Genomic DNA, 21,432 nt, shown 5'->3' on the forward strand with positions numbered 1-21,432 from the left:
AACCGCGGCGCTGCTCATTCTCGCGCCGGCAGCATCGGCCTACTCGGCCGGATGCGGCGCCGCTTCCCCGATCGGCCGGGTATCGTCACCCGCCTTATAGGTCAGCAGGTTGCGCGAGAAGAAGCGGCCGAGGCGCTTTTCGATGCTGTCGGCCAGGCTGAATCCGGCAGGAACGATCAGCAGGGTCAGCAGCGTCGACAGGATCAGGCCGCCGATCACGACCACCCCCATCGGCGCGCGCCACGCCCCGTCGCCCGACAGCGAAAGCGCGGTCGGTACCATGCCCGCGACCATCGCCACCGTCGTCATCACGATCGGCTGCGCGCGCTTGCGCCCGGCGTCGAGCAAGGCTTCCAACTTGTTGACGCCATTATCCATTTCCTCGATCGCGAAATCGACGAGCAGGATCGAGTTTTTGGCGACGATACCCAGCAGCATCAGCAAGCCGATATAGACGGGCATCGATATCTCCATCCCCGTGACCCACAGCCCCAGCAATCCACCGAGCGGTGCGAGCAGCAGCGACGACATGTTGACGAGCGGCGACAGGAAGCGGCGGTAGAGCAGGACGAGCGTCGCGAAGACCAGCAGCAGCCCCGACACGACCGCGACGATGAAGTTCACCGCCAGCTCGGCCTGCCATTTCTGGTCGCCCTGAACCACCTTGCGGATTCCCTGCGGCATCGCCGTGATGGCGGGCAACGCGTCGATCTTTTTCTGCGCATTGCCGGTCACCAGCCCCGGCGCCAGATCGGCGCCGATGACGACCCGCCGCGTCTGGTTGTAGCGGCGCAATTCGGTCGGCCCCGCCCCGAAACCGATTTCGGCAATCGATTTCAGCGGCACGGTCGTCCCCCGCGACGTCGGCACCGGCAAATTCTCGATCGTCGCCAGGCTGCGCCGCGAATCTTCGGAGAGCAGGACGCGGATCGGGATCTGACGATCGGACAGCGAGAATTTCGCCGCATTCTGATCGATGTCGCCCAGCGTCGCGATGCGGATCGTCTGGCTGAGCGCCGCGGTCGTGACGCCCAGTTCGGCGGCCAGGTCCATGCGCGGATTGACGATGATCTCGGGCCGCGGAATGTCGCCCTCGATCCGCGGCGCGCGCAGTTCCTTGAGACCCGCCATTTGCGAGACGATCAAGCGCGCGTGGCGTTCGAGCGCCACCGGATCGTCGCCGCCGATGACCATCGTGATGTCGCGGCCCGAAAAACCGCCCGACTGGCTTTGGAAATTGACCCGGGCGTCGGGGATCGCCGCCATCTTCGGCTGAAGACTGCGCTCCCATTCGACACTGGTCAGCTCGCGCTCTTTCTTCAGCGTGATGAACACCTGTCCGCCACCCACATTGACATCGAAAAAGGCGTTCTCGACCGTCGGATTGCCCTGCAGGATGCGGTTGATCTGGTCCGAAATATTCTCGCTCTGCGCCAGCGTCGAACCCGGCGGCAATTCATAGCTGATCTGGCTGAAATTGCTGTTGGTCGTCGGCTGGAATTGCTGCGGCAAGGTCGCGAACAGCACAAGGCTCCAGACGAATGCCAGGACGCCGATGCCGACGATCCACACCCGATGATCGAACATCCGCGCCCAGAAGCGCTGGAGCATGAATTTTGCCCAATGTGTGTAAGCCCATCCGCGCATTCCCATGACCCATGCGAGGGCGCCAAGCAGGATAAACACCAGGCTGCCGAGCAGGAAGCCGACCACCGCCGACAGCGGGGTCAGCAGCAGGAAATGCAGGGCGGGATTCGGGCTGTCCTGGCCCACCGGAACCGGCTGGAAATACATAAAGATCACTGCGAGCGCGACGAGCGCCGCAACGACGAAGGCCGGGGTCAGGAAAACCAACCGGGTGTGGATGGGGTCGAACCGCGCCCGCTTTTCTTCCTGGCGCGACTTGTCGAGCGTCCACGCGAGCAGCCGCTCATAACGGTCGACCCACGGCCCCGACGCATGCTCCTGTTCGCCCTGCCCCGCCATGAAATAGGCGGCGATCATCGGCGTGATCATGCGCGCGACCGCCAGGCTGACGAGCACCGCGAACACCACGGTCATCCCGAACTGGATGAAGAACTGGCCCGAAATGCCGGGCATCAGCGCGACCGGCAGGAACACTGCGACGATCGACATCGTCGTCGCGACGACCGCAAGACCGATTTCGTCGGCGGCGTCGATCGACGCCTGATAGGCGGTCTTGCCCATTCGCATATGCCGCACGATATTTTCGATCTCGACGATCGCATCATCGACCAGCACCCCCGCGACCAGGCTGAGCGCGAGCAGCGACAGGCTGTTCAGCGAAAAGCCCATCAGGTCCATGAACCAGAAGGTCGGGATCGCCGACAGCGGGATCGCGAGCGCGCTGATCAGCGTCGCGCGCCAGTCGCGCAAGAACAGGAACACGACGATAACCGCCAGAATGGCGCCCTCGATCATCGCCGCCATCGAGCTGCGATATTGTTCCTTGGTGTCGTCGGTGCGCGTGAACAGGATCTTGAAATCGACCTTGGGATTGGCCTTTTTGATCTCTTCCAGCTTTTTCATCGTCGCGTCATGGACGGTGACATCCGAGGCGCCCTTGGCCTTTTCGATCGAGAAGGACAGCACCTGCCGCCCGCCGATCTTGGCCAGATTGCGCTGTTCGGCATAGCCGTCGGTCACCGTCGCCACGTCGGTCAGCTGGATCGTGCGGCCATTGCCGATCGACAGCCGCGCGCCGCCGAGCGCAAACGCGTCGGCGGCGTTGCCGAGGACGCGGACCGCCTGTTCGGATCCGGCGATTTCGGTGCGCCCGCCCGCAGCGTTGACGTTGGTCTGGCGTAGCTGCTGGTTCACCTGACTGGCGGTCAGGCCATAGCTTTGCATGCGCGCCGGATCGAGGATGACGCGGATTTCGCGGTCGACGCCGCCCGAGCGGCGAACCTGGCTCATGCCGGGGATCGACAGCAGATCCTTCGCGACGGTGTTGTCGACGAACCACGACAGCTGTTCCAGCGTCATGTCGCTGGTTTCGACGGCGAAATAGGTGATCGGACCGCCCGCGATGTCGACGCGCACGACCTGCGGTTCCAAAATGCCGTCGGGCAGGTCGCTGCGGATTTGCTGAACCGCCTGATTGACGTCGTTATAGGCGCGATCGATCGGCGTCCCGATCGCGAATTGCACGAAGGTCCGGCTGTTGCCTTCGCCGACATAGGACGACATTTCGTCGACGCCGCTAACCCCGCGCACGGCCGCTTCGACGCGCTGCGTGACCTGCGTTTCCAGCTCGGTCGGTGCCGCTCCCGGCTGCGCGACGATGACCTGGACCGCCGGAAACTCGACGTCGGGCTGGTTGTTCACATCCATGCGGTTGAAGCTGACGATGCCCGCAAGCAACAACAGCACGAACAAGACGATCGGCGGGACCGGATTGCGGATGCACCAGGCGGAGATGTTACGGAAGCTCATGATTCAAACGCCCTTGCGCGGGTAATCCCGAAATTACTGCGACGATTTCTGCATTACCGGCTTCACCTTGTCGCCGGGATTGAGGAACGCGCCGGCCAGCACCACCACGCGCTCCTGACCCGTCAGCCCCGATGCGATCGATACACCCGAATCGGTGACCTCGCCGACTTTGATCGGGCGGCGCTGGATGACGTCCTTGTTATCGACGACGAGCACGAAATTGCCGTCAACGCCGCTCTGCACCGCGCTTTCGGGGAGCAACGGCGCTTCGCTCGATCCCGACACGAGCCGCGCGTCGGCAAAGCCGCCCGGACGCATCGCGCTGCTATAGGGCACCGCGATCCGCACCATGCCCTGCCGCGTCTCGGCGTTGATAACCGGCGAAACCTGCCAGACCTGCCCGGCGATTTGCAGCGCGGTGCCGACCGGGGTCACCGTCGCGCGGGTGCCGACCGACACACGTTGCAGGTCGGCCTCGGCCATCTGCGCCATCATTTCCATTTCGCCGCCGCGCGCCATACGGAACAGCACACCGCTGCCCGAACTGACGATCTGGCCCGGCTCGACGTTGCGCGTCAGCACCAGCCCCGCCGCCGGCGCGACGATGCTCAGCCGACCGGTCCGCGCCTGCGCCTCGCGATATTGCGCCTGCGCAACGCTGACGCGGGCATTGGCGGCGTCGCGCGTCGCGCGCCGACGGTCCATGTCGGCCTTGGAAATAAATCCGCGGCCCACCAAAGCTTCGGCGCGCTCGAGTTCGGCCTGCGCCAGATTGGCGTCGGCCTGGGCAACGCGGATCGAGGCGGCCAGCCCGGCCGCCTGCTGCGTCTGCACCGACCGGTCGATGATCGCCAGCGTCTGTCCGGCGCCGACCCACTGACCGGGTTCAACCAGCACGCGCACGACCTGGCCGCCTTCGCCTGCGACGCCGACCGGCATTTCGCGGCGGGCGGCAATCGTGCCATTGGCGGAAATCACCGCCTCGACCGAGACGCGGCCGGGCACCATGACGGTCACCGATGGGGCGCCGGCGGCTGCCGCGCCATCGGCACCAGCCGCTGCATCGCCGCCCTTGAACGCGGAAAAGGCGGCCCACGCGGCCACCAGCACCAGCGCGATCAGCACCACGGCGATGATCAGGCGCTTGCGCTTGCGGCGGCTGTCCGCCTCCTCATAATAGGTCTGCGTCCCCGCCAGGCTGTCCATCGAATCCACTTTCCGTTCGTAGTTCACGTCGAATTCCTCTCCGCCGGTCGGGCGACCGCCCGGCGACACTCCCCTCCGCCCCACGCGACAGGACCGAAATCTGCGAGGTGTATTACCGTATTAAATCACCGCTGGCAAGCGTCGAAACACCGCCCTGCGCCGCGCCCCCGGGGCGGCCTCATAGGCGGGGCGTGCCGCGATTGCCAGTCGTCGGGCACGAAAAAGGGGCAGGCCGCAACGGCGGCCCGCCCCCTGTTGTCCGGTCCAAATCGGACCGACCGGTCAGACCGGCGTCAGCGCACCCGGCCGCGGCGGACGAGGTTGACGATCGCCAGCAGGATGACCGCGCCCAAAAAGGCGGTCAGCAGCGTCATCGGGTCGAACGCGTCGCCGCGCAGATGCCCGCCGCCGAGGAACCGGCCGAGCAGGAAACGTCCCAGGATCGAACCGATACAGCCCACGACGATGTTCAAAATAATGCCCTGCTGGGCATCGGTCTTCATCACGATGCTGGCCAGCCAGCCGATGATGCCGCCCATGACGATTGCGATAATGAAATCCATGATCTTGATCCCCTACGAACCCGATTGATGTCCGTCTTTACGGACGCACTACGCTAACCCAGATTTTCCGTGTCGCATAGAAGAATGGCGGCGGCGCTGTTCGCGCCGCCGCCATATCCGGTCGTCCGTTTGTCGGTATGTGGCGAGCGCTTAGCGCACGCTGCCGCGACGGATCAGATTGACGATGCCGAGCAGCACGACGGCACCGATGAAGGCCCACAGCAGGCCGATCGGGTTGAAGGTGCTCAGGTCGGCGCCCATGCCGAACATGCCGCCCAGGATATTGCCCAGGAACGCGCCGACGATGCCGACGACGACATTCAGAATGATGCCCTGCTGCGCGTCGGTGCGCATGACGATGCTGGCGAGCCAGCCGATGATGCCGCCGACGATCAATGTGATGATGATTCCCATGTTTTTCCCTTCCTGAACCAGCCGATGGCCGGCGATATATGAACGCTGCGTCGCGTCCGGACATCGTTTCAACGATGAATGCATAATCGAAGGGAGCGCGAAAAGTTCCCGGCCGGCCCCGAAAGGCGCGGCCGGGAAAAGTAGGATCAGTCCCCGCTGTGGAAACTGCTCCGGGTCGCAGCGACGGGATAGGCGGCAATGTGCGCCGGCAATGTGACACAGGTCACAGGATACAAAATATTTCGGAAAGGGGTGGCGCGGTCGCGGCGGCGCCCAGCATGTAGCGCACCCGACACGGGAGTGGCGCACGCGAAATGGGGGCCGACATCGCTGCCAACCCCCACTATCCGGTCTGCCCTGCACCTGTCGCGACGCTTCATCCCGGTCCGCTTCTCTTGCGATCGGCGGTCCGCAAAACGATTCGTTGCGGCCTATGCCGGACCTATCCGGCGGCGGTTTGGTCGGCCCCCTTTCGGGGGCCGGCCGCACCTGGAAAACCCTTCATCATCTGGTCCGAGCCTCTGCCAAGGCAGTCGCTCCTCGCAGCGATGGGCTGCTTTCCTGTACCCGATCGGGTCCGTCTCAACTCGTGGGAATCGCGACGTTCCGTGATCAGATTATCGTTCGATGTCCTCGCTGGCCCGACCCGTTCTCTTCCGGCTGATCTTGCAACCACCCTTGATGTCCCGGCGGTCCGACGTCTCTGTCGTCCGATGATTTGAAGCTGACATGAAGCAGGGCGCGCGCAAACAAAAAAGCGGCCGGCAACCGGGTTCGAGCACGCGCGCTTGTGGATAAGTCGGGCATTAGCAACAAGCCAATATTGCGCAGCATTTTTGTAACATCGCCGCAATATTTTCGGATTCAGATCGGCGGTCGCGGCGAGACGCCGCGCCGCGAATCACCCCGCAAAGCGATTCGAATCAGGCCGGCCCGAGATCGCCCTTGCCCACGGTGCCCGACGCCATCGCGAGCATCCGGTCGAGGCTCTTGCGCGCGGCGAGGCGCAACCCCTCCTCCATCTCGATCTGCGGCTTCAGGTCGCGCAGCGCGAGGTAGAGTTTTTCCATCGTATTGAGCGCCATATAGGGGCAGATGTTGCAGTTGCAGTTGCCGTCGGCTCCCGGCGCACCGATGAAAGTCTTCTCGGGCAGCGCCAGCTCCATCTGGTGGATGATGTGCGGCTCGGTCGCGACGATCAGCGTGTCGCCCTCGAAGGTCTTGGCGAACTGCAGGATGCCGCTGGTCGACCCGACATAATCGGCATGGTCGACGATATAGGGCGGGCATTCGGGATGCGCGGCCACCGGGGCATCGGGGTGCTGCGCCTTCAGCTTCAGCAGTTCGGTCTCGCTGAACGCCTCGTGGACGATGCACACCCCGGGCCACAGCAGCATGTCGCGCCCGAACTTGCGGTTCATATACCCGCCCAGATGCCGGTCGGGGCCGAAGATGATCTTCTGGCTCTCGGGAATCTGGCTGATGATCGTCTCGGCGCTCGACGAGGTGACGATGATGTCGCTGAGCGCCTTCACCGCCGCCGAGCAGTTGATGTAGGTCAGCGCGATATGGTCGGGATGCGCTTCGCGGAAGCGCTTGAACTGTTCGGGCGGGCAGCTGTCCTCGAGCGAACAGCCGGCGTCCATGTCGGGCAGGATGACGATCTTTTCGGGGCTCAGGATTTTTGCGGTCTCGGCCATGAACTTGACGCCGCAAAAGGCGATGACGTCGGCGTCGGTTTCGGCGGCCTTGCGCGACAGCTCGAGCGAATCGCCGACGAAATCGGCAAGGTCCTGAATCTCCGGCTTCTGGTAATAATGCGCAAGGATGACGGCGTTGCGCTCCTTGCGCAGGCGCTCGATTTCGGCGCGCAGGTCGAGGCCCGAGAGATTCTCGCGGATGGGAGCAGTCATCGCTTTTCCTTGTCTGGCTTTTGCCTTTGGGCGCCCTTTACACGCCGTCCTGCGGCGGGGCAATCATCGCGCCGGCGCGCTCGCGAAACGGGCGGTCACCTTGGCATCGATCCCGGCCGCCTTCAGCGGCATCGCAAAGCTTTGTTCGACCGCGGTGCGCGCCGCGCCCTGCGCCAGCCGCATCGGGGTGGTCCCCTTCGCCTGCTTGATCAGCTCGGCCTGCGCCGCCTTGCGGTTCGCCGCATCGAGGGTGCGCTCGGCGCCGGTCAGCGTCAGCAGAATCTCGCCGTCGCGATATTCGCTGATCGCGTCGATGTCGATCTCCGGCCCCGCCAGCCGCAGCGGCGGCAGCGTGATGGTCAGCGCGCTCGTCGCGGCATCCCAGGCGAGATCGGACTGCTTCAGCTTGCCGAGGTCGAGTTCGTAGCGAACGGTGCCCGGCATGATCAGCGTCTTCTTGGCACTCAGCCCGAGCCGGCTTTGCGTCGAGGTGACCACCGCGACATAGCGCGCGGTGAAGGGGACGAGGATATTCTGTTCCTGCAACCCCTGCAGACTTGCCGCGACCACCGTTTCGGGATCGTAGCCGCGCTGCCAGTCGCGCCAGCTCTGCCACCCGAAAAACAGCGCGAGCCCGAGCAGCGCGACGATCAGGATGCGGAAAACGCTGCGGCTCATGCGACGAACCGCCAGGCATCGGCTTCGCGCGCGACGCGGCCGCGATGTTCGAGGTCGAGCAAGTGCGCGAGCACCGAGCGGCCGGCGGCGCCGGTCAGGCGGGGGTCGAGCCCCTTGTACATATGCTTTACCATATCGGGGATCACGTTCGTGCCGCGTTCGAGTTCCCGCAAGATCTGCCGCTCGCGCTGTTTGCGGTGCCCGAGCATGCCGCGCACGAGCTGCCGCGGCTTGGTGACGGCAGGGCCGTGGGCGGGATAATAGACGCGGTCGTCGCGATCATAGAGCTTCGAAAGGCTGGCCATATACGCCGCCATATCGCCGTCGGGCGGGCTGACGACGCTGGTCGACCAGGCCATGACATGGTCGCCGGTGAACAGCGCGCCGCTTTCGAGCAGCGCATAGCAAAGATGGTTCGACGTGTGTCCCGGCGTCGCGACCGCCGCGATCGTCCAGCCGTCGCCCGACAGGCGCTCGCCGTCGACAAGCACGCGGTCGGGGGCATAGTCGGGATCGAACGCCGAATCGGCGCGCGGGCCGTCGTCTGCCAGCGCGAGCGGGGCGCAGCCGATGATCGGCGCGCCCGTCGCTGCCTTCAGCGGCGCCGCGGCGGGGCTGTGGTCGCGGTGGGTGTGGGTGCACAGGATCGCGGCAACGCGCTGCCCCTCGACCGCGCGCAGGATCGCATCGACATGCCCCTGGCCGTTGGCGTCGGGCGGATCGCCGACGCTCATCCCGCTGCCGGTCGGGCCGGGATCGATGATCGCGACGTCGCGCCCCGCCCCGACGATCCACGTCTGGGTGCCCGTGAAGGTATAGGGCGAGGGGTTGGGGGCAAGCACGCGGCGCACGAGCGGCTCATGCTGCTCGCAATCGCCGGCGCGGATGCTGTCGGGCCAGGGTCTCTCTTCGCTCACCCGGCCTATGTGGCATCGCGGGCCTCGCGGCGAAAGGGGTGACGCGCAGAAAAGGTGGCGGGGGTGGGAAGCGGCAGGAATCGCTTTGAGGTCGAACGCCCCTCCTCTTCAGAGGAGGGGTAGCGAGACTTACGAACTTGTTCGTTAGTCGCAGCGGGGTGGTGCTCGAGGCTGGGTGTTGCTCGAGGCGGGGCGCGGTGCCGAAGACACCACCCCGCTCGACTAATGCCCCGGCGTTGCCGGACCAAGTCTCGCTGCCCCTCCTCTGAAGAGGAGGGGTTGGGGAACGGCGGCCCACCCCAAAAACCCAGCACCCGAACCGCGCACGCACACCCCGCCACGAAAAAGGGAGCGGTTGCCCGCTCCCTTCCCCGCCCCCGCCGCCGCCTCCCACCGGGGAGAAGGAGTCGGCGCCACAAGCTGTAGCCGTGGCCGTTCAGTCGCCCGATTTTTCCAGGTCCGCGATCGCCTTGTCGAGATCGGCGGCGACCTTGGCGCGGATGTCGTCGGACATCGTCTGCGACCAGCGGCCCTCGACGAAGCGTTCGCGCGCCTTTTTCAGGGCCGACAGATGCGCCGCCTTGTCCTTCGCGCCGCAGCGCATCATCACGACATGGCTGCGCGTCCCTTCGGCGCCGCTCGTGCTGTCGAACAGCGGCACCGCCTTTGCGCCGTCCGCGCAATTGGCGATGGCGACAGACTTGCCTTTCATCGCCGACCAGGCGGCGGGGGGCAGCGGCGGCATGGGGGGCATCGGCGGCAGCGGCGCAAAGGCGAATTGTTGCTTGCGCTTCGCCTCCAGCTTGTCGGCGATCGCCTCGGCCTGCGCGCCGGTGACCCCCTGTTCGGCGAGCGTCGACATGATGTCGTCGCGCGCGAGCGCGCCGGGCATGCGCAGTTCGAACCGCCTGGCCTTGGGCGCGGCAGCCCCCGGCGCCCAGATCGCGACCTTGCCGTCGCCGTCGACGACTTCGCCATCGCGGATCACGATGCGGCGGACTTCGCGCTTCGCGTCGCCGGCGGCAGCGTCCGCCGCGTCGGCGCCCTCGTTTTCGCTGGTAAAAATCATGACGCGCTGTTCGCGCTGCACCGCTTCGGGTGCCGCCGGCACCGGCTCTGGTGAGTCGGCGGGCGGCGCGGGCGGCGCCGCTGCATCGGCGGGCTGCGCGGTCGCGCTGGCGATCCCGGCCGGGACCAGCGTCGCGGTGGTCGCCAGCACCGCCAGCGTCGCCCCGCCGACGAGCAGCCGGCCGATCAGGCCGCGCTGCGCCGAAATATCCTGTCTCGTGAGCATCGTCAGTCTCTCCTGCAAATTGTCGTGAACCGCCATCGGCGCCGCGAGCGACAGCCGCGCGCCAACCGCCGCCTTGGCGATCGCGGTCGCATAGCGCGCGGTGCGCACCGCGCGCTGGTCGGTGGCGGCCATCGTCAGCACGCGCGCATCGCACGCCGCCTCCTGGTCGAAGCGGAAGGCGCGGATCGCGCGCCATGCGAGCGGGTTGAACCATTGCGCCGCGAGCAGCAGCAGCGCCGCGCCGTTCGCCCACAAATCGCCGTGGCGGTGGTGCGCCAGCTCATGATCGATCGCCAGCGCGCGTTCGTCGGCGGCGTAGCGGGCGAAGAAGTCCCGCGGCACCGCGACGTAGCGGCGCAGCAGGCCGAAGGCGACGGGGCCGTCGACCGCCTCGGTCATGATCAACCGGATGCCGCCGATCGATTCGAGCGCGATGCCCTGCGCCAGCACATCGGCCTGGAAGCGGCGGTGCGCCGCCAGCGCGCGCACCAGCACCGCGACCGTTCCCGCCAGCCAGAGCGCGAAGAAAAGGGGCAGCGCGTCGGCGAGCGTCCAGGTCATCGCAGGCGCGGCGGCCGGCGATCCGACCGTCGCCGCGGCGTCGGCGATATCAATCATCACGACGTCGGCGGACGTGCCGGCGGCCGCAGCGGCTTCGGGCTGCGCGAACGGCAGCGGCGGCAGAACGAGGCGCAGCGCCGGGATCGCCCACAGCGCATAGGTCAGCCGCGGCCCGAAGTGCCGCGCAAAGGGTTTGCGGACCGCGAGCACCGCGAACACCAGCACCGCAGTGGTGACGAGGGTGTCGGCCCAGGTTTGCAGCAGCATCGCACCGGTCATGATTTCAGCCTCCGCAGCAGCGCCTCGATCTCGGCGATATCGGTGTCGCTGAGCGCCTCGCGCTCGGCGAGATGCGCGATCAGCGGGCTGACGCGGCCGCCGAACAGGCGATCGACGAAGCGCTGCGATTCTTCGCCGACCGCGGCGGCGCGTTCGATCGCGGGACGATAAAGATAGCGGCGCCCGTCGGCTTCGGCCGCAACCGCGCCCTTCTGGACCAACCGGGCGAGCAAGGTCTTGACCGTCGCCTGGGTCCAGCCGTTTGCGGCGCCGATGCGCTCGGTCAGCTCGGCGGCGGTCTGTGGGGCTTCGTCCCACAGCGCCGACAGCACCTGCATTTCGGAATCGCTTGCGCGTTCAGCCATCTCGGAACCCCTCCCTCAGCCTGTATCTGCAATACGACTACAGATGTAGTCAATTGGCTGAATGCTGGATGAACGTGTTGGGGCAGCAAAGTGTCGGGAATTTTGACACATGCGCTGGCGGGTAAGCTTTTGCTAACCAGCGCCTAGCCCGCAAATCCGCCGTCCGGCCAAACTGGCACGGCGCTTGTATAGTAGAGGATGTTCCCGAGTGTTCCGCTCAAATGAGCGGCGGGGGGCATCGGTCTGGTCCCTGATGTCCCCTGCCCCACTCCGGAAATCCCCACTTGCCCCCGATGCAGACGGGGGGCGGAGCGGCCGAAAGGCCCCGCCCCCCGGATGCTTTTTCTGATGCATGAAAGAGGGCTGGCCGCGATGGCGGTAGGCGACCGGGTGCGGACATTGAGAGCTGACCAACCCCTCCTCTTCAGAGGAGGGGTAGCGAGACTTACGAACTTGTTCGTTAGTCGCAGCGGGGTGGTGCTTGCGGCTGGGCGTGCGCCTTCGGCCACCACCCCGCTCGACTAAAGGCCCGGCTGCGCCGGACCAAATCTCACTGCCCCTCCTCTGAAGAGGAGGGGTTGGGCAACGTCCGACCCCACGCTCAAAACCAACACTCCAACACACGCAAAAAGGGCGGCCCACGGCCGCCCTTCGCATCACTCTGCTGGCGTGAAACTCACTCGGCGCGCGTCGGTATCCCGTTCACCATCGTGTGCAGTTCGCCGGCTTCCCACATTTCCATCATGATGTCGGAGCCGCCGACGAATTCGCCCTTCACATACAGCTGGGGAATCGTCGGCCAGTCGGAAAATTCCTTGATGCCCTGGCGGATTTCCATGTCCTGCAGCACATCGACGGTGTCATATTCGACCCCCAGCCGGTCGAGCATCGCGATCGCGCGCGAGGAAAAGCCGCACTGCGGGAACAGCGGCGTGCCCTTCATGAACAGCAAAACGGGGTGGTCGCCGACCAGCTTGGCGATGCGATCATTGGTGGTGGGGTCGGTCATAGCATGTCTCCGGTGCGGCGCCGCGGCGCGCGAAAAATCATCTTGTCCCTATGAAGGAACGCCGGTGGTCAATTGCAAGGCATGAAGTTCGCCGCCCATGCGGCCGCCGAGCGCGGCATAGACCGCCTTGTGCTGCGCGACGCGGGTCATGCCGCGAAAGGATTCGCTGACGACATGCGCCGCATAATGGTCGTTGTCCCCGGCCAGGTCGGTGATCGTGACCGCGGCGCCCGGGAACGCCGCCTCGATCATCGCCCGCAGATCGTTCTCGCGCATGCCCATGATATCAGCCCTGGCTGTCCATGAACTGGCGCCGCGCCTCGACCGCCTTGTCATTCAGCGCGGCGCGGATTTCGGCGTCGCTGATCTCGACCTTGGCCGCGGTGAGGTCGCCCGCGAGCTTGCGGATCACATCCTCGTCGCCGGCTTCCTCGAAATCGGCCTGCACCACCGCCTTGGCATAGGCGTCGGTTTCTTCGGGGGTGAGGCCCATGCGTTCGGCGGCCCATTCGCCGACCAGCCGGTTGCGCCGCGCGGTGATGCGGAACTGCACCTCCTGATCGCGCGCGAATTGCGCCTCGAATGCCCGTTCACGTTCGTCGAATGCGCTCATCATGTCCTCACCAAATAAAGCCTTGCCGTCCAGATAGGTCGCGCGCTCCGCCCGCGCAAGCGGCCTGTGCCGCAGATCACTTCCCTTTTGCAGACGAAGGGTTTAGGGTTTGCGACGACGGTTATGGGTCGCACCGCAGCAATAAAGACTGCGCCTTGCCGAAACCGCGACGGCTGGGCGCCTCTACGCTTGTGTTTGGGGGATAGCGCAATGGCCGTTCGACGTCCGATTTATCTGGGTTTGCTGACGATGCTCGCGCTGGCGCTGCCCGGCGGCGCCGCGGCGCAGGGCGGCGACCCGACGTTGCGCGACAGCTTCTCGATCGGCGATCAGGGCGGCGCGCTGTGCGAGGTCCAGTCGACGGTGCGCGATACGGTGATCAAGGGCATGTTCGAACGCGCCTGGCTGATCCTGTGCCGCGATGCGGGCCAGCCGGTCGGCTATCTCCGCATGCTGCGCGCCACGCCAGAGGACGCCCGCGCGCGCGTCGTCGGCAACCTCGACCGCACGGGCAAGCTCGTCTGCGTGAAGGATGCCGGCTGCACTGTGCACGACACCAACGTGCCATGGAAGATCCGAACCGAAGCGGACGGCGGGACGACCTACGCCGTCGAGGGGTTCGAGGCCTATGGCGACGCGCTCGATCTGGCGCTCGAATCGGTGCGCCAGAAAAAAGTCGTTCCCGGCAAGATCAATGTCGCGACGACATCGGTCGGCGCCGACGACGGCTTCGCGCGTACGCTGGCCGGGGCGATCGACGTCGACAAGGCGCTGGCCGAGGGATATCGCCGCAACCACAGCGGCAATTATGCCGAGGCGGCCGAATTTTTCGAAGCGCTGTCGCGCCGGACGCTCGACGACGAGGCTGCGGCCGACATCGACCCCACCGAATTCACCCTGAACCGTGCGCTCCAGAAATCGAATCTTGGCGAGTTTGCCGAGGCCGAGCGGCTTTTCGCCGAGGCGGGGACGGCGCCGACGAGCGACCCCGTGCAACTGCGCCTGCGCCGCAATTTCGGCGCGATCGACGCGCTCAACCGGCAGGATTATGACGGCGCCGCGACGATCCTCCAGACGCCGATCCCGCCGCTGACCAGCGCGGTCGCGGTCGAGGGTGACGCCGTCACCCTGACCCCGGCGATCGTCGCCGGGGTGAACAGCGGTAGCAACGCCCGCACAATGCGCCAGAGCAACGACCGCGAACGGCTGACCCCGCTCGAACGCGCGCAGATCATTGATGCGCAGGCGGTTCATCTGCTCGGCACCGTCGAGCGGCTGCGCGGCAACCCGCAAGCGGCCGAAACCGCGCAGCTCAAAGGGATCGCGGATGCGGTTGCGGTGCGCGAAGGGCGCGTGACCTCGATCGTCCGCCTGCGGTCGCAAATGATGGGCGAACTCGCGCTCGCGAAAGAGGCGCAGGGCGACATCGCCGGCGCCGACGCGCGTTTCCTCGAATCGATCGCCGCGCTGGCGATAGAATATCCCGACACCAGCGCGCTGGCTTCGGCGCGGGCGCGCTACGCCGCCTTCCTGACCCGCCACGGACAGGACGACAAGGCGCTCGGCATCTATCGCGAGGTCGTCACGGCGCTCGCCGGGTCGCAGCGGTCGACCACCGGCATGGCGAACATGATGGCGCCCTACTACCGGCTGCTCGCCGCGCGCACCGCCACCGATCCCGCGGCGGTCGGCGATTTCTTCGTCGCCAGCCAATTGCAAGTGCGCCCCGGCGTCGCGGACACCCAGGCGGTGCTCGCGCGCGAGCTGTCGAGCGGCAGCAGCGAGGGCGCGCGGTTGTTCCGCCAGGCGACGACGCTGAACCGCGACATCGAACGCGCCCGGATCGAGGATGCGCGCCTCGCGCAAATGCCGGTGTCACCCGAAATCAACGCGCTGCGCGCCGACCTCAAGACCCAGCTCGACAATCTGGGTTTCCAGCAGGCCGAAACCGTTGTCCAGCTGTCGGCCTTTCCGCAATATCGCGTCGTCGCGCCAGGCAAGCTCGACCTCGCCGAACTGCAACAGGTGCTGCGCGCCGACGAAGCCTATCTGAAGATGCTGGTCGTCGGCGACGCGGTCTATGCGATGCTGATCGAACAGGGCGGCGCCCAGCTGTGGCGCGCCGACATCGGCGCCGGCGAACTCGATGCCGCGGTCGACACGATCCGCTCGACCATCTCGATCGTCGAGAACGGCCGCCGCGTCACCTATCCCTTCGACGCTGCGACCGCGCGCAAGCTCTATGGCCAGCTGTTCGCGCCCGTCGCGACGCGGCTGCCGGCGATCGCGCATCTGATCTTCGAACCCGACGGCGGCATGCTGCGGCTGCCCGTCACCCTGCTCGTCACCGCCGACACCGGGCTCGCCGAATATGAACAGCGCGTGCTCGACCCCAACGCCGACCCGTTCGACATGCGGCAGATCGCGTGGCTGGGGCGGACGGCGCGGCCGAGCACCGCGGTGTCGGCGCTAGCCTTTCGCAACGCCCGCCAGACCGCGCCCTCGCGCGCCACGAACCAGTATTTCGGGCTGGGCCAGAACGCCCCGGTGACCACCGCGCTGCCGTCGCTCGGCACCCGCGGCGCCGATGCCGGCGGGGTCGACGGCGACTGCCAGTGGGACATCACCCAGTGGAGCCGTCCGATCTCGGCCGACGAACTCGTCACCGCGCGCGATGCGATGGGGCGTCAGGCGGGTACGCTGCTGACCGGCGGCGCCTTTACCGACACCGCAGTCAAGGCGCGCGCCGACCTCGCCGACTATCGCATCATCCATTTCGCGACGCACGGGCTGGTCACCGCGCCGCGCCCGGCCTGTCCGGCGCGCCCGGCACTGGTCACCTCGTTCGGCGATGGCGATTCGGACGGGCTGCTGACCTTCCAGGAAATCTACGACCTCAAGATCAACGCCGATCTCGTCATCCTGTCGGCGTGCGACACTGCGGGCGCGGCAACGGTCGCGGCGACGCGCGAGGCCGGCGTCGCCACCGGCGGCGGCAATGCGCTCGACGGGCTGGTGCGCAGCTTCATCGGCGCCGGCGGGCGCTCGGTGATCGCGAGCCACTGGCCGGCCCCCGACGATTTCGACGCGACCAAGCGGTTGATCGGCGGGCTGTTCACCGTCGGCGAAGGCACCAGCGTCGCCGACGCCCTGTGGGCGACGCAAATGCGGCTGATGGACGAAAAGCAGACCTCGCATCCTTATTATTGGGCAGGGTTCGCGATCGTCGGTGACGGCGGTCAGGCGCTGCTCCACGGCACCCCCGCCGCGACCGCCGCCCCGGCGGCACAAGACGGGGAGGCAGCCGGCCGCGCGGCCCGCTGAACATTATGACGACGACGGCGACGAACGACCTTGGGCAGGCGGCGCCGACCGACCGACCGGCCGCGGTGCCGCTACGCAAGCGCCTCCGCCAGCTGGTGACGCAGCTGGGCCCGTCGCGACTCGCGCTCACGTTACTGTTCCTGATCGTCGCGGTGCTGATCGCGCGCTTCAGCTGGCAGATCGTGCTGGTCGACGCCGCCGAACGCGCGCTCTACGACGCCCGCGCGACCGCGATGGCGCCGCACGTCGGGCAGGACAAGCGCATCCTGCTCATCACCTATAACGACGAAACCCTGTTCAACACCGGCATCCGCTCGCCGCTCGACCGGACCTTGCTCGCCAATGCGCTCGCCAACATCGACCGGATGGGGGCAAAGGCGATCGGCATAGATATATTGTTCGACTCGCCGCGCCCCGACGACGCGGTGCTGCAGGCGCGCCTGCGCGCGATGCAGACCCCGACGTGGCTCGCCTTCGCCGAACAGGCGAGCAATCCGAACACCATATTCTATGAACAGCAGCAGTTTCTGGAACGCTTTCACGCCAGCGTCGCGACCGCGCGGACCCGATCGACCAGCGTCCTGCTGCGCACCGACGACGACAGCGTGATCCGCAACTGGCCCGACCGGCCGCCGAATCTGCCGCCCTTGATGGCCAATGCGCTGGCGCCGGTCGATGCCGCGCACGCCGACTACCGCGGCAATATCCGCTTCCTGCTCCCGGCGCGCGCAGCCGACGGTCAGGAGGAACCGGTCTTCGCCAACATCCCGATCGACAGCTTCGCGATGCCGATGGACGACGACATGCGCGCGGGCTTCGCCGAGCTGGTGCGCGGGCGTTACGTGCTGATCGGCGGCGACATTATCGATGCCGACCAGTTCAATACCCCGCTCAGCCGCTTCATCGACCCGCTGACCGGGCAGCATGAAACGACGATCGGGCTGGAAGTGCACGCCCACATGCTCGCGCAGCAGCTCGACGGCGCGTGGCCCGAACCGATCGCCGGCGCCGCGCTTTGGGTTCTTGCGGTGCTCGTCGTCCTCGCCGGCGGGCTGACCAGCCTCATCGACATGCGCGCGCGCTGGGTGGCGCTCGCTTTCCTTGCGCAGATGGCGTTTTTCGTCGCCTTTCCGTTCTGGGTCCATGGCCGCGGCGTCGATACCACGACGCTGCCCGCCTTCGGCTGGGCGCTCGGCTGGCTGTTCGGCTATGCCGCGGTCGGCACCGCGGCGCGCACCGTCGGGTCGCGCCAGCGCGCCTTCGCCCAGTCGGCGCTCGGCAAATATCTTCCCGCCGACGTCGCAGCGCAGATCATGCGCGATCCCGACCAGCTGTCGCTGCACGGCGAGCGGCGCAACATCTTTTGCGTCTTCACCGACCTCGAAGGCTTCACCAAGCTCAGCCATGCGACGACGCCGGAAACCGTGGCGCGCCTGCTCAACGAATATCTCGACCGGCTGTCCGACGTCGTGCTGGATCATGGCGGGACGATCGACAAATTCGTCGGCGACGCGGTCGTGGCCTTCTGGGGCGCTCCGCTCAGCCGCCCCGACGACGGCGAAAAGGCGGCCGCGGCGGCGATCGCGATGTACCAGGCGGGCGAACTTTTCCGCGTCGAACTGGCCGAAGGCGTGCCGCCGCTCGGCATGACGCGCGTCGGGCTGCACGTCGGCGACGCGATCGTCGGCAATTTCGGCGGCGAAGGCCGCATCCAGTACACCGCGCTCGGCGACAGCATGAACACCGCCTCGCGCCTGGAATCGGGGAACAAGGAGCTGAAGACCGGCATCTTGATCTCGGCCGAAGCCGCGGCACGCGCCGGGCGCGACGATCTGGTGCCGATGGGCCGCATCACGCTGCGCGGCCGGGCGCAACCGGTCGACACCTTCACCCACCGCCCCGACCTGACGGCAGACCAGCGCGCGCGCATCGCCGCGCTTGTCGCCGCGCACGCCACGGGCGATAAAAGCGCCTATGTGACCTGCGCCACAGCATTGACCGGCGAACTGGGTCAGGATGCAGCCATCATGTTCCTGATCGAACGCCTGAACCAGACCGACAAGGGAGAAAGCTATGTCCTTTCCTGATTTCCGGATGCGCCGCTTCGGCCTTTGCGCCGCGGCTGCCATCGCTACCGTCGCCATCGCCGGCACTGCCGCCGCGCAGTCGATGGTCGTCCGTTCGACCGGGCCGTCGGCGGCGAAATATCCGACCGGCGCGAAACTGAAATCGAGCGACCGGGTGACGCTGGTCGCGGGCGACAAGGTCGTGCTGATGCAGGCGGGCAAGACGCGCACCCTGTCGGGACCGGGGACCTTTGGCGCGACCGGTACTGTTCAGGCCAGCCAGTCGATGGGCTCGACCGTCTCGCGGATGCTCGCCAAGGGGCCGACGATGCGCTCGCGCGCCGGGGCGACGCGCGGCGATACGACGACGCCGGCGCCCGCCGACATCCGGGCGCCGAACCTTTGGCTGGTCGACTATCGCGAGGGCGGCACCTTCTGCGTGCTCGATCCCGCGACGCTGCTGCTGTGGCGCCCCGACATGTCGGGCGACACCGCGCTGACCATCGCCGCGACCGACAAGAGCGAAACTGTCGCCTTCGTGGCGGGCGCCAATTACCGCAAATGGCCGACCGAAACGCTGCCGGTGCAATATGGGGTCGATTACCGCCTGTCGGGCGGCGGGCTGCGCGCGCCGGTGACCATCCGTTTCGCCGCGATGGGGGCGATGCCCGACAGCGCTGAATCGTCCGTCGACATGCTGATGGCCAAGGGATGCGCGCCGCAGCTCGACCGGCTGGTCGATGCGATGTCCGAAACCGAAACGGCGGGCGGCTGAATGGCGTCGGGTGGCCATTGAACCCACCCGATCCATCTGGTAACGCATGAAGGATAAACCGCCGATTTAACAGGCGGAACCTTTCCTTGGGTCGAATATTCGCCTCGCCGGCCAAACCGGCGAAGCTGACTGGGCTGGCACGCTGCGGTGGGCGGCGGGTCCGTTCGTACGCAAGGGGTGGTGATGATCGACACGGGGGCACGGGAAAGCGCCGCTTTCCAACGAATGGCAATCCGCAGGCTTTGGGCATGTTCGGCGGGATTGATCGCTGCATCGCTGCCGGTCGCTGCGCTGGCACAAGCGACGCCGCAAATTCCGACTCGCGAAGAAATCCAGCAGCCGACGCTGCCGACCGCGGTGCCGCCCGGCGAACAGATCATCACCGCCGACGACAGCATCGAACGCGCGCCCTGCCCACTCGCCAACCCCGAATTTTCGCAGGTGCGGATCACCCTGCGCGGCGTGCAGTTTTCATCGGTCGAGGGCATCGACCCGGCGATGCTCGACGCGAGCTGGTCCGACCGCGTCGGCCAGGAGCTGCCGATCTCGGTCGTCTGCGACATTCGCGACCGCGCCGCGACGGTGCTGCGCTCGCAGGGCTATCTTGCCGCCGTCCGCGTCCCGCCGCAGACGATCGACGACGGCATCATCCGCCTCGACATCCTCGCCGCGCGGATGGCGCGGATCGAGGTGCGTGGCGACGCCGGCGCCAACGAAGGGCTGCTGCAACGCTATCTGTCGCGGCTCGACGACCAGCCGGTGTTCAACATCGTCGATGCCGAACGCTATCTGCTGCTCGCGCGCGATATCCCGGGCATGGACGCGCGGCTGACGCTGCGCCCCGGCGGCGCCCCTGGCGAAGTGGTCGGCGAGGTCACCGTCGCGCGCACGCCATTATTGTTCGACGCCAACATCCAGAATTTCGGTTCGCGCGACGTCGGCCGCTGGGGCGGTGTCGTGCGCGCCCGCTTCGCGGGGCTGACCGGCATGGGCGACCTCACCACCGCGAGCTTCTATTCGACCCCCGATTTCGACGAGCAGAATGTCGTGCAGTTGGCGCACGAGTTTCGCGTCGGCGGCGAAGGGTTGAAATTCGGCGCCAGCTATACCTACGCCTGGACGCGGCCCGGCATCGCCGCCTTCCCGATCCGGTCGAACACCCAGATCGTCAACCTGTTCGCCGCCTATCCGGTCGTGCTGACCCAGGCGGAACGGATCACCGTCGCCGGCGGGCTCGATTTCATCGATCAGGACATCAGCCTCGGCGGTGTGCCGCTCAACCGCGACCGACTGCGCGTGTTCAGTCTGCGCGCCGACGGCAACTGGATCGACCCGGCGTCGATTGCCGGAGGCAATGGTTACAGCGGGGCCGAACCGCGTTGGTCGCTCGCGACGTCGTTCGAGGCGCGCAAGGGCGTCGGCTTTCTCGGCGCCAGCGACGAATGCGGGCCGACCGGTGCCGCCTGTTTCCTGCCCGGCGCGATCCCGCTGACCCGGATCGAGGGCAAGCCCGACGCCTTTCTGATCCGCGCCCAGGCGCAGGCCGAATGGCGCCCGGCGAAGCTGTTTACGCTCGCCGCGGCGCCGCGCGCGCAATGGACGAGCGATCCGCTGCTCGCTTATGAAGAGTTTTCGGGCGGGAACTTCACCGTCGGGCGCGGTTTCGACCCCGGCACGATCATCGGCGACCGCGGCGTCGGCGTCGCGCTCGAGGCGCGCTACGGTTCGTTCGTCCCCGCCAACACCAAAAGCTTCGCGTTCCAGCCCTTCGCCTTTTTCGACGCGGGGTGGGTGTGGAACGAGGATGCCGTCTTCAACGGGCTCAATCCGCAGAAACTTTACTCGGCGGGCGGCGGCGTGCGCGTCGCCTATGGCGATCTCGCGCGGCTCGACGTCACGCTCGCGGTGCCGCTCAACCGCGCCGGCTTCCTGACCGAGCGCCCCGACCCCCGCCTGCTCGTGTCGCTGACCACCCAGTTCGGCGTGAAGGCGCGCTGAC

Annotated in this window: 16 protein-coding genes; 4 read left to right on the plus strand and 12 right to left on the minus strand. The window is 66.8% G+C overall.

Annotated features, from left to right (window positions below):
* Positions 1-39: 39 nt before the first annotated feature.
* From HEQ22_RS11950 to HEQ22_RS12005, 12 genes are all read right to left on the minus strand, one after another.
* Positions 40-3,456, minus strand: a complete 3,417-nt coding sequence (locus tag HEQ22_RS11950) for an efflux RND transporter permease subunit (RefSeq protein WP_432768121.1) — start codon at positions 3,454-3,456, stop codon at positions 40-42.
* 33 nt (positions 3,457-3,489) lie between these two features.
* Complete coding sequence (locus HEQ22_RS11955; RefSeq protein WP_432770867.1) at positions 3,490-4,662, minus strand: efflux RND transporter periplasmic adaptor subunit; 1,173 nt, start codon at positions 4,660-4,662, stop codon at positions 3,490-3,492.
* Between the two features lie 293 nt (positions 4,663-4,955).
* On the minus strand, positions 4,956-5,225 hold the full coding sequence (locus HEQ22_RS11960) for a GlsB/YeaQ/YmgE family stress response membrane protein (protein WP_432768122.1): 270 nt from the start codon (positions 5,223-5,225) through the stop codon (positions 4,956-4,958).
* A gap of 150 nt (positions 5,226-5,375) precedes the next feature.
* Positions 5,376-5,639: a GlsB/YeaQ/YmgE family stress response membrane protein gene (locus HEQ22_RS11965; RefSeq protein ID WP_432768123.1), complete on the minus strand. Its 264-nt coding sequence runs from the start codon at positions 5,637-5,639 to the stop codon at positions 5,376-5,378.
* A 923-nt stretch (positions 5,640-6,562) separates the two neighbouring features.
* Positions 6,563-7,552, minus strand: coding sequence for a quinolinate synthase NadA (nadA, locus tag HEQ22_RS11970; protein WP_432768124.1), 990 nt, complete (start codon positions 7,550-7,552; stop codon positions 6,563-6,565).
* 63 nt (positions 7,553-7,615) lie between these two features.
* Positions 7,616-8,230: a DUF4230 domain-containing protein gene (locus tag HEQ22_RS11975; RefSeq protein ID WP_432768125.1), complete on the minus strand. Its 615-nt coding sequence runs from the start codon at positions 8,228-8,230 to the stop codon at positions 7,616-7,618.
* On the minus strand, positions 8,227-9,147 hold the full coding sequence (locus tag HEQ22_RS11980; RefSeq protein ID WP_432768126.1) for an MBL fold metallo-hydrolase: 921 nt from the start codon (positions 9,145-9,147) through the stop codon (positions 8,227-8,229). Before HEQ22_RS11980 ends, HEQ22_RS11975 begins: the two co-directional genes overlap by 4 nt.
* 436 nt (positions 9,148-9,583) lie before the next feature.
* Positions 9,584-11,281, minus strand: coding sequence for a M56 family metallopeptidase (locus HEQ22_RS11985; RefSeq protein WP_432768127.1), 1,698 nt, complete (start codon positions 11,279-11,281; stop codon positions 9,584-9,586).
* The gene (locus HEQ22_RS11990; RefSeq protein WP_432768128.1) at positions 11,278-11,646 is read right to left on the minus strand and encodes a BlaI/MecI/CopY family transcriptional regulator; all 369 of its coding nucleotides are present in this window, start codon (positions 11,644-11,646) and stop codon (positions 11,278-11,280) included. Before HEQ22_RS11990 ends, HEQ22_RS11985 begins: the two co-directional genes overlap by 4 nt.
* 676 nt (positions 11,647-12,322) lie before the next feature.
* Positions 12,323-12,655: a Grx4 family monothiol glutaredoxin gene (gene grxD / locus HEQ22_RS11995; protein ID WP_432768129.1), complete on the minus strand. Its 333-nt coding sequence runs from the start codon at positions 12,653-12,655 to the stop codon at positions 12,323-12,325.
* 48 nt (positions 12,656-12,703) lie between these two features.
* Positions 12,704-12,937 carry a BolA/IbaG family iron-sulfur metabolism protein gene (locus tag HEQ22_RS12000; RefSeq protein ID WP_432768130.1) on the minus strand — a complete coding sequence of 78 codons (234 nt, stop codon included), beginning with the start codon at positions 12,935-12,937 and terminating at the stop codon, positions 12,704-12,706.
* A gap of 4 nt (positions 12,938-12,941) precedes the next feature.
* Complete coding sequence (locus HEQ22_RS12005) at positions 12,942-13,268, minus strand: DUF1476 domain-containing protein (protein WP_432770868.1); 327 nt, start codon at positions 13,266-13,268, stop codon at positions 12,942-12,944.
* Between the two features lie 210 nt (positions 13,269-13,478).
* Here HEQ22_RS12005 and HEQ22_RS12010 point away from each other — a divergent pair, with 210 nt between their 5' ends.
* The 4 genes from HEQ22_RS12010 to HEQ22_RS12025 all read left to right on the plus strand — a co-directional run bounded on the left by HEQ22_RS12010 (position 13,479) and on the right by HEQ22_RS12025 (position 21,431).
* Positions 13,479-16,592 (plus strand): CHAT domain-containing protein, encoded by a 3,114-nt coding sequence (locus HEQ22_RS12010; protein WP_432768131.1) that lies wholly within the window; start codon positions 13,479-13,481, stop codon positions 16,590-16,592.
* A gap of 5 nt (positions 16,593-16,597) precedes the next feature.
* A complete protein-coding gene (locus HEQ22_RS12015; RefSeq protein ID WP_432768132.1) occupies positions 16,598-18,679 on the plus strand; it encodes a CHASE2 domain-containing protein in 2,082 nt (693 codons plus the stop codon).
* Positions 18,666-19,433 carry a hypothetical protein gene (locus HEQ22_RS12020; RefSeq protein ID WP_432768133.1) on the plus strand — a complete coding sequence of 256 codons (768 nt, stop codon included), beginning with the start codon at positions 18,666-18,668 and terminating at the stop codon, positions 19,431-19,433. The genes HEQ22_RS12015 and HEQ22_RS12020 overlap by 14 nt, the downstream gene beginning before the upstream one ends.
* Positions 19,434-19,694: 261 nt before the next feature.
* A complete protein-coding gene (locus tag HEQ22_RS12025) occupies positions 19,695-21,431 on the plus strand; it encodes a ShlB/FhaC/HecB family hemolysin secretion/activation protein (RefSeq protein WP_432768134.1) in 1,737 nt (578 codons plus the stop codon).
* Position 21,432: the final 1 nt, after the last annotated feature.

Origin of the sequence: Sphingopyxis sp., from assembly GCF_050916055.1 — a bacterium.
In the GTDB taxonomy this organism is placed as follows: Bacteria; Pseudomonadota; Alphaproteobacteria; order Sphingomonadales; family Sphingomonadaceae; genus Sphingopyxis.

Coding starts and splice junctions, on each gene's coding strand:
- HEQ22_RS11950 (WP_432768121.1), bottom strand. CDS start 3,456: ATGAGCTTCCGTAACATCTCCGCCTGGTGCATCCGCAATCCGGTCCCG.
- HEQ22_RS11955 (WP_432770867.1), bottom strand. CDS start 4,662: ATGGACAGCCTGGCGGGGACGCAGACCTATTATGAGGAGGCGGACAGC.
- HEQ22_RS11960 (WP_432768122.1), bottom strand. CDS start 5,225: ATGGATTTCATTATCGCAATCGTCATGGGCGGCATCATCGGCTGGCTG.
- HEQ22_RS11965 (WP_432768123.1), bottom strand. CDS start 5,639: ATGGGAATCATCATCACATTGATCGTCGGCGGCATCATCGGCTGGCTC.
- nadA (WP_432768124.1), bottom strand. CDS start 7,552: ATGACTGCTCCCATCCGCGAGAATCTCTCGGGCCTCGACCTGCGCGCC.
- HEQ22_RS11975 (WP_432768125.1), bottom strand. CDS start 8,230: ATGAGCCGCAGCGTTTTCCGCATCCTGATCGTCGCGCTGCTCGGGCTC.
- HEQ22_RS11985 (WP_432768127.1), bottom strand. CDS start 11,281: ATGACCGGTGCGATGCTGCTGCAAACCTGGGCCGACACCCTCGTCACC.
- HEQ22_RS11990 (WP_432768128.1), bottom strand. CDS start 11,646: ATGGCTGAACGCGCAAGCGATTCCGAAATGCAGGTGCTGTCGGCGCTG.
- grxD (WP_432768129.1), bottom strand. CDS start 12,655: ATGACCGACCCCACCACCAATGATCGCATCGCCAAGCTGGTCGGCGAC.
- HEQ22_RS12000 (WP_432768130.1), bottom strand. CDS start 12,937: ATGGGCATGCGCGAGAACGATCTGCGGGCGATGATCGAGGCGGCGTTC.
- HEQ22_RS12005 (WP_432770868.1), bottom strand. CDS start 13,268: ATGAGCGCATTCGACGAACGTGAACGGGCATTCGAGGCGCAATTCGCG.
- HEQ22_RS12010 (WP_432768131.1), top strand. CDS start 13,479: ATGGCCGTTCGACGTCCGATTTATCTGGGTTTGCTGACGATGCTCGCG.
- HEQ22_RS12015 (WP_432768132.1), top strand. CDS start 16,598: ATGACGACGACGGCGACGAACGACCTTGGGCAGGCGGCGCCGACCGAC.
- HEQ22_RS12020 (WP_432768133.1), top strand. CDS start 18,666: ATGTCCTTTCCTGATTTCCGGATGCGCCGCTTCGGCCTTTGCGCCGCG.